The sequence below is a fragment of the Roseobacter sp. GAI101 genome, from assembly GCF_000156335.1.
In the GTDB taxonomy this organism is placed as follows: Bacteria; Pseudomonadota; Alphaproteobacteria; order Rhodobacterales; family Rhodobacteraceae; genus Sulfitobacter.
The window spans coordinates 2,164,518-2,171,487 of the sequence record NZ_DS999213.1 but is presented as its reverse complement, the minus strand read 5'-3'; the positions used below and the strand labels follow the sequence as shown (position 1 = coordinate 2,171,487).

Annotated in this window: 5 protein-coding genes; all 5 read right to left on the bottom strand. The window is 58.6% G+C overall.

Annotation, left to right across the window (positions count from 1 at the left end; translation table 11 throughout):
* Window positions 1-26: 26 nt before the first annotated feature.
* Window positions 27-1,415, bottom strand: a complete 1,389-nt coding sequence (lpdA, locus tag RGAI101_RS10085; protein ID WP_008227510.1) for a dihydrolipoyl dehydrogenase — start codon at window positions 1,413-1,415, stop codon at window positions 27-29.
* 126 nt (window positions 1,416-1,541) lie between these two features.
* Window positions 1,542-1,937, bottom strand: coding sequence for an MAPEG family protein (locus RGAI101_RS10080; protein WP_008228278.1), 396 nt, complete (start codon window positions 1,935-1,937; stop codon window positions 1,542-1,544).
* Between the two features lie 15 nt (window positions 1,938-1,952).
* Window positions 1,953-2,336 carry an MAPEG family protein gene (locus tag RGAI101_RS10075; RefSeq protein WP_008227657.1) on the bottom strand — a complete coding sequence of 128 codons (384 nt, stop codon included), beginning with the start codon at window positions 2,334-2,336 and terminating at the stop codon, window positions 1,953-1,955.
* 70 nt (window positions 2,337-2,406) lie between these two features.
* Window positions 2,407-3,930, bottom strand: coding sequence for a 2-oxoglutarate dehydrogenase complex dihydrolipoyllysine-residue succinyltransferase (gene odhB / locus RGAI101_RS10070; RefSeq protein ID WP_008226009.1), 1,524 nt, complete (start codon window positions 3,928-3,930; stop codon window positions 2,407-2,409).
* A gap of 2 nt (window positions 3,931-3,932) precedes the next feature.
* Complete coding sequence (locus tag RGAI101_RS10065; RefSeq protein WP_008228740.1) at window positions 3,933-6,896, bottom strand: 2-oxoglutarate dehydrogenase E1 component; 2,964 nt, start codon at window positions 6,894-6,896, stop codon at window positions 3,933-3,935.
* Between the last annotated feature and the right edge of the window lie 74 nt (window positions 6,897-6,970).

Below are 6,970 nucleotides of genomic sequence, written 5' to 3'. Positions count from 1 at the left end.
CCAGACGCAAGATTGTCGCAATCCGATCACATATGGATCGGGCCGTCTCCACAGGCGAGGGCTGCTTCGCGCACCGCTTCGGAATATGTCGGGTGGGCGTGGCAGGTCATTGCCAGATCTTCTGCAGATGCACCAAACTCCATGGCCACACAGACCTCATGGATCAGATCGCCTGCCGCTGGCCCGATGATATGGGCCCCCAGAACGCGGTCTGTATCCTTGTCGGCGATGATTTTCACAAACCCTTCGCCTGCAAAAACGGCCTTTGCGCGGGCATTGCCCATAAAGCTGAATTTGCCAACCTTGTAGGCGCGTCCGGCCTCCTTCAGTTGTTCTTCGGTCATGCCGACATTTGCGACTTCGGGGTGGGTATAAATTACGCCGGGGATCACGCCGTAGTTCACGTGGCCATGCTTGCCCGCAACGACCGCGGCGACCGCCATACCTTCGTCTTCCGCCTTATGCGCAAGCATCGGGCCCTCGATCACGTCGCCGATCGCATAGATGCCTTTGACGGATGTTTCCCAATGATCATTCACGGCGATCTGGCCGCGCTTGGTCATCTCGACGCCGAGACCGTTGAGGTCGAGCCCGTCATGGAACGGTTTGCGACCGGTCGAGACAAGCACGACATCTGCATCCAGCGTATGTTCGCTTTCATCCTTGCGCAGTTTATAAGTGACTTTCGCCTTGGATTTGGACGCCTCTGTGCCTTGCACTGCTGCCCCCATGATGAAGTTGATCCCCTGTTTTTTCAGGATACGCATGAAGTTCTTTTGCACTTCGGCGTCCATGCCGGGCGTGATCGCATCGAGGTATTCGACCACGGTGACGTCGCTGCCCAAACGGGCATAGACCGATCCGATTTCCAACCCGATCACGCCCGCGCCGATGACGACCATCTTCTTGGGCACCTTGTTCAACGACAATACGCCGGTCGAGGTGACAACGACTTTCTCGTCTACCTCAACACCGGGAAGGGACGCCGGTTCGGATCCGGTTGCGATGATGATGTTTTTCGCTTCGTGAATGTCGTCACCGACCTTGACCTTGCCGGCCTCGGGGATCGTGGCCCAGCCTTTGATCCAGTCGATCTTGTTCTTTTTGAACAGGAATTCGATGCCCTTGGTATTGGTATCGATGGTGTTCTGCTTATAGGCCTGCATCTGGTTCCAGTCGACCGAGGGGCTTTTGCCCTTCAGACCCATCTCGCCGAAATTATGTTCAGCCTCGTGAAGCATATGGGTCGCGTGCAGCAGAGCCTTGGACGGGATGCAGCCGACGTTCAAGCAGGTGCCGCCCAGGGTGTCGCGCCCTTCGACGCAGGCGGTCTTGAGGCCCAATTGGGCGCAGCGGATGGCGGATACATAGCCGCCGGGGCCGGAGCCGATGATGATGACATCGTAGCTGGACATGGGAGGTCTCCTTGAGAAGGTCGGACGAGTGGGTGTTTCAGGCCGTGTGGTGGTCGAGGGGTAGGCTAGGGGGCGCTGCCCCCGTGCGCAAGCGCACTCCCCCGGGATTTAGGCCCATTTGGAAGATCAGAATAGGGCTGCGATCAGCATGAGCGTCGTGGCGGTGAAGCCTACAGCCCAGATCAGTGAGCGGCCGGGACGCCAGCCGAAAGCGTAGGCGGGGATGTAAACGATACGGGCAGCGAGAAAAATCCAAGACAGCAGTGCGGTGTAGGGGGTGCTTTGATCCGTGAGGGTGATCACGATGGCGGCGATGCCAAAGAGGATCAGAGCCTCGAACGTGTTGTCCATCGCGCGGCCGAGGCGGGCCGTCCGGTCTGACATCTTGCGGGTCGGTTCACGGTCGCGTGCGGACATGGTGTAGCCGGGGCCAAGTTCGCGGTTCGCTGGGATCGCGTAGAGGACGAAGGTCACGATTTGCAGCAACGTGGTGAGGATGAGGACAGTCAGTTCGGGTGTCATGGAGATTTCGATCCGCTAAAGCGCGAGGAGGTACAGGAAAGCCGTGGCGGCGAAGCCTGCAAGCCACGCCAGAGTGCGCACAGCCGGGATGCCGAAGGCATAGACGGGCAGGTAGACGATACGTGCGATCAGGAAAACCTGTGCGGCAAGCAAGCTGGCGGAACTGGTTCTGTCCAGCAGCACAAGGATCAGGACCGCCGGCGCGAAAAGTGCCATCGCCACCACCGAGTTGTTCAGTGCGCGCCCAAGTCTGGCGGTCATGCCGGTCACGGTGCGCGATTCATCACGGGAGGACATCAGGTAGCCGAGGCTAAGCTGCTGCATCCCGCCAAGAACCTGAAGAAGGATCGTCAGAAGCACGAGAAGACCATAGGCAGCAAGTATTGTCGTTTCTGTCATCGGATATCCTTTCGCCGCTTTCGCGCACCATTCGTTCAGCGTGGCGGGTTATGCACCCGCCACGCGGTTTTTACAGATCCATCAGCAGCCGGCGGGGGTCTTCTAGCGCTTCTTTGACGCGCACTAGGAAAGTGACCGCCCCTTTGCCGTCGACAATGCGATGGTCATAGCTGAGGGCAAGATACATCATCGGACGGATCACGACCTGACCATTGATGGCCATTGGGCGGTCTTGGATCTTGTGCATGCCCAAGATACCCGATTGCGGTGGGTTCAGGATCGGCGAAGACATCAGCGAGCCATAGACGCCACCATTCGAGATGGTGAATGTGCCGCCTTGCATTTCGGCCATGCTTAGCTTGCCATCGCGCGCTTTGGCACCCATGTCCGCAATCGATTTTTCGATCGTGGCAAAGGACATGTCCTGGGCGTCTTTGATTACGGGGACTACTAGGCCGGTGGGAGTGCCTGCCGCGATGCCCATGTTCACATAGTTCTTGTAAACAACATCGGTACCGTCGATTTCGGCGTTCACCTCGGGGACTTCGTGCAGCGCGTGGATGCAGGCCTTGGTGAAGAAGGACATGAAGCCCAGTTTGACGCCATGCTTTTTAAGGAACAGATCCTTGTATTCGTTCCGCAGCGCCATGATTTCCGTCATGTCGACCTCGTTATAGGTCGTGAGCATCGCGGCGGTGTTCTGGCTGTCTTTCAGACGGCGGGCGATTGTCTGGCGCAGGCGGGTCATTTTGACCCGTTCTTCGCGCGCGGCATCCTGGGGGGCCGAAGGGGCGCGTGGTGCGGCGGCGGGTGCTGGTTTCGCAGCAGATGTACCCGCGGAAACCGCCTTGGCCACATCTTCCTTCATCACGCGGCCATCGCGGCCGGTGCCGGTGACCTGATCGCGTGTGATGCCTGCCTCGGCCATTGCCTTCTTGGCTGATGGCGCGTCTTCGATGTCACCGGAAGATGTCGAGGGGGATGCATCGCGGCCGCCGGGCTTGGCCGTGGTTTCGGGCGTGCCGGACGTCGCGGATGCGCCGCCGGCTTCTTCCGTGATCACGGCAAGCTTGCCGTTTGCCTCGACGGTGGCACCTTCTTCGAACAGAATCTCGGTCAGAGTGCCTGCAGCGGGCGAAGGAACTTCGACGCTGACCTTGTCGGTTTCAAGCTCGCACAGCATTTCATCCGCCGCAACGGTGTCGCCGACTTTCTTGAACCAGGTGCTGATCGTCGCTTCTGTGACTGATTCACCAAGGGTCGGGACCATGACATCAACGGTGTCACCGCCCGCGGCAGGTGCATCTTCCTTGGCTTCGGCAGCGGGCTTTTCTGCCTTGGCGGCTGGTTTTTCACCACCTTCGGAGATGTTGGCCAGCAGGGCGTCAACGCCGACAGTCTCGCCTTCTGCGGCGACGATTTCCGCCAATGTTCCGGCCACAGGGCTAGGCACTTCGACGGTAACCTTGTCGGTTTCCAGCTCGCAGAGCATTTCGTCGACTTCGACGCTGTCGCCGGGTTTCTTGAACCATGTCGCCACGGTCGCTTCGGTAACGGATTCGCCCAAGGTGGGGACGCGTACTTCGCTTGTCATGGTTATTTTCCTTCGATGGTCAGCGCGTCGTTAACGAGTGCTGCTTGTTGTGCTTTATGTTGAGAGGCAAGGCCCGTGGCGGGCGAAGCGGCTGTGGCGCGCCCGGCGTAGACGGGGCGGGTGTGTGTGGCATTGATCCGGCCCAGAACCCATTCGATGTTGGGTTCGATAAAGGTCCAGGCCCCCTGGTTCTTGGGTTCTTCCTGACACCAAACCATTTCAGCATTCTTGAAGCGTTCCAGTTCCTTGACCGCGGATTGAGCGGGGAAGGGATAGAATTGTTCAAACCGGAGCAGGTAGATGTCGTCGATCCCGCGGGCATCGCGTTCTTCGAGCAGATCATAATAGACCTTGCCCGAACACATCACGACGCGCTTGATCTTGTCATCTGCAACCAGCGTGGTTTCCGAATTACCCTGCTGCGCATCATCCCACAAAACCCGGTGAAAGCTGGAACCGGTGGTGAATTCTTCGGTCTTGCTGACTGCCATCTTGTGACGCAGCAAGGATTTCGGGGTCATCAACATCAATGGCTTGCGGTAGCTGCGGTGCAATTGGCGGCGCAGCAGGTGAAAATAGTTCGCAGGCGTGGTGCAGTTGGCGACAATCCAGTTGTCCCCGCCACACATGGTCAGGAACCGCTCAAGACGGGCAGAGGAGTGTTCAGGCCCTTGCCCTTCGTAGCCATGCGGCATCAGGCAGACGAGACCGGACATGCGCAGCCATTTGCTTTCGCCCGAGCTGATGAACTGGTCAAACATGATCTGCGCGCCGTTGGCGAAATCACCGAATTGCGCTTCCCAAAGGGTCAGGGCGTTCGGTTCGGCCAAGGAATAGCCGTATTCAAAACCAAGAACCGCATATTCGGACAGCATTGAATCGATGACCTCGTATTCTGCCTGCCCTTCGCGGATGTGGTTTAGCGGGTAATAACGGTCTTCGTTTTCCTGATTGATCAGGGCGGAATGGCGTTGCGAAAATGTGCCGCGCGCGGAATCCTGGCCGGCAAGGCGCACCTTGTAGCCTTCAGTCAACAGGGACCCGAACGCCAGCGCTTCGGCCGTGGCCCAGTCAAAGCCTGTCCCTGACTTGAACATTTCGGCCTTGGCATCCAGCAGACGCGTGATGGTCTTGTGTACCGGGAAATCGGACGGTGCCGTGGTAAGCGCCTTGCCAACTTCGGCCATCGTCTCTTCGGCAATCGCGGTCTTGCCGCGCTGGTACTTCTTTTCCTTCGCCTTATCGAGATGCGACCACTTGCCATCAAGCCAATCAGCCTTGTTGGGGCGGTACTCTTTGCCGGCCTCGAATTCCGTGTTCATCTTCTCCTGGAAGGCGGCTTTCATATCCTCGATCTCGCCCTCGGGGATCAGGCCATCTTTGACCAGACGATCCGTATAGAGCGTCAGCGTGGTCTTTTGCTTTTTGATCTTCTGATACATCACGGGGTTGGTGAACATCGGTTCATCGCCCTCGTTGTGACCGAAGCGGCGGTAGCAGATGATGTCCAGAACCACATCCTTGTGGAACTTCTGGCGGAATTCGGTGGCCACGCGGGCGGCATGAACCACCGCTTCGGGATCATCCCCGTTCACGTGGAAAATCGGAGCTTCGACCACAAGCGCGTTGTCGGTCGGGTAGGGGCTGGAGCGGCTGAAATGCGGCGCGGTGGTGAAACCGATCTGGTTGTTCACCACGATATGCATGGTCCCGCCGGTACGGTGACCGCGCAGGCCGGACAGCGCGAAACATTCCGCCACGACACCCTGACCGGCAAAGGCCGCATCGCCGTGCAGCAGGATCGGCATGACCTTGATCCGGTTGGGATCGTTCAACTGGTCCTGCTTGGCGCGGACCTTGCCCAGAACCACGGGGTTCACCGCCTCAAGGTGGGACGGGTTGGCAGTCAGCGACAAGTGCACGGTGTTGCCGTCAAATTCGCGGTCCGAAGATGCACCTAGGTGGTATTTCACGTCGCCCGATCCATCGACGTCTTCGGGCTTGAAACTCCCGCCCTGGAATTCGTTGAAAATCGCGCGGTAAGGTTTTTGCATGACGTTGGCGAGCACGGACAGGCGCCCGCGGTGGGGCATGCCGATGACGATGTCCTGAACGCCCAACTGGCCACCACGTTTGATGATCTGTTCCATCGCGGGGATCAGGGATTCGCCGCCGTCCAGACCAAAACGCTTGGTGCCCATGTATTTGACATGCAAGAACTTCTCAAAGCCTTCGGCCTCGACCAGTTTGTTCAGGATGGCCTTGCGACCGTTCTGGGTAAAGTGAATTTCCTTGCCGTAGCCTTCAATCCGCTCTTTCAGCCACGATGCTTCTTCGGGGTTCGAAATATGCATGTATTGCAGCGCGAATGTACCACAATAGGTGCGCTTCACGATGTCGACGATCTGTTTCATCGTGGCAATCTGCAGGCCAAGCACATTGTCGATAAAGATCGGGCGGTCCATGTCGGCCGGGGTAAAGCCATATGCTTCGGGATCAAGCTCGGGCTGCCCGCCGGTATCGCGCATACCAAGCGGGTCAAGATCGGCGGCCAGATGGCCGCGAATGCGGTAGGCGCGGATCAACATCAACGCACGGACACTGTCCAGCACGGCGCGCTGTACCTGCGCATCCGAAAGCTCCACGCCCTTGGCGGCGGCTTTTTCGACAATCTTCTGACCAGCGGCTTTGGTTTCAACCGGTGCGGGCCACTGCCCTGTAAGTGCTGCCGTCAGATCATCCTGCGGCATGGGGGGCCAGTCGCTGCGCGCCCAGGATGGACCGGCGGCCTCGGCCTTTACGTCTTCGCCATCATCATCCATCGCCTTGAAGAATGCTTGCCATGCGTCGTCGACCGCCGTCGGATCATTGGCATAGCGCGCATACATCGCTTCGAGATACGTGCTGTTCTGCCCCTCGAGAAAAGAGGAATCATGAAACTGGTCGTTTGCTGGGTGGTCGGTCATGGCGATACCTCTGATGAGAGCGCAACGGATTGATATGGTAAGCCGGGCATGCGGTGTGCGCGCCCGGCCAATGG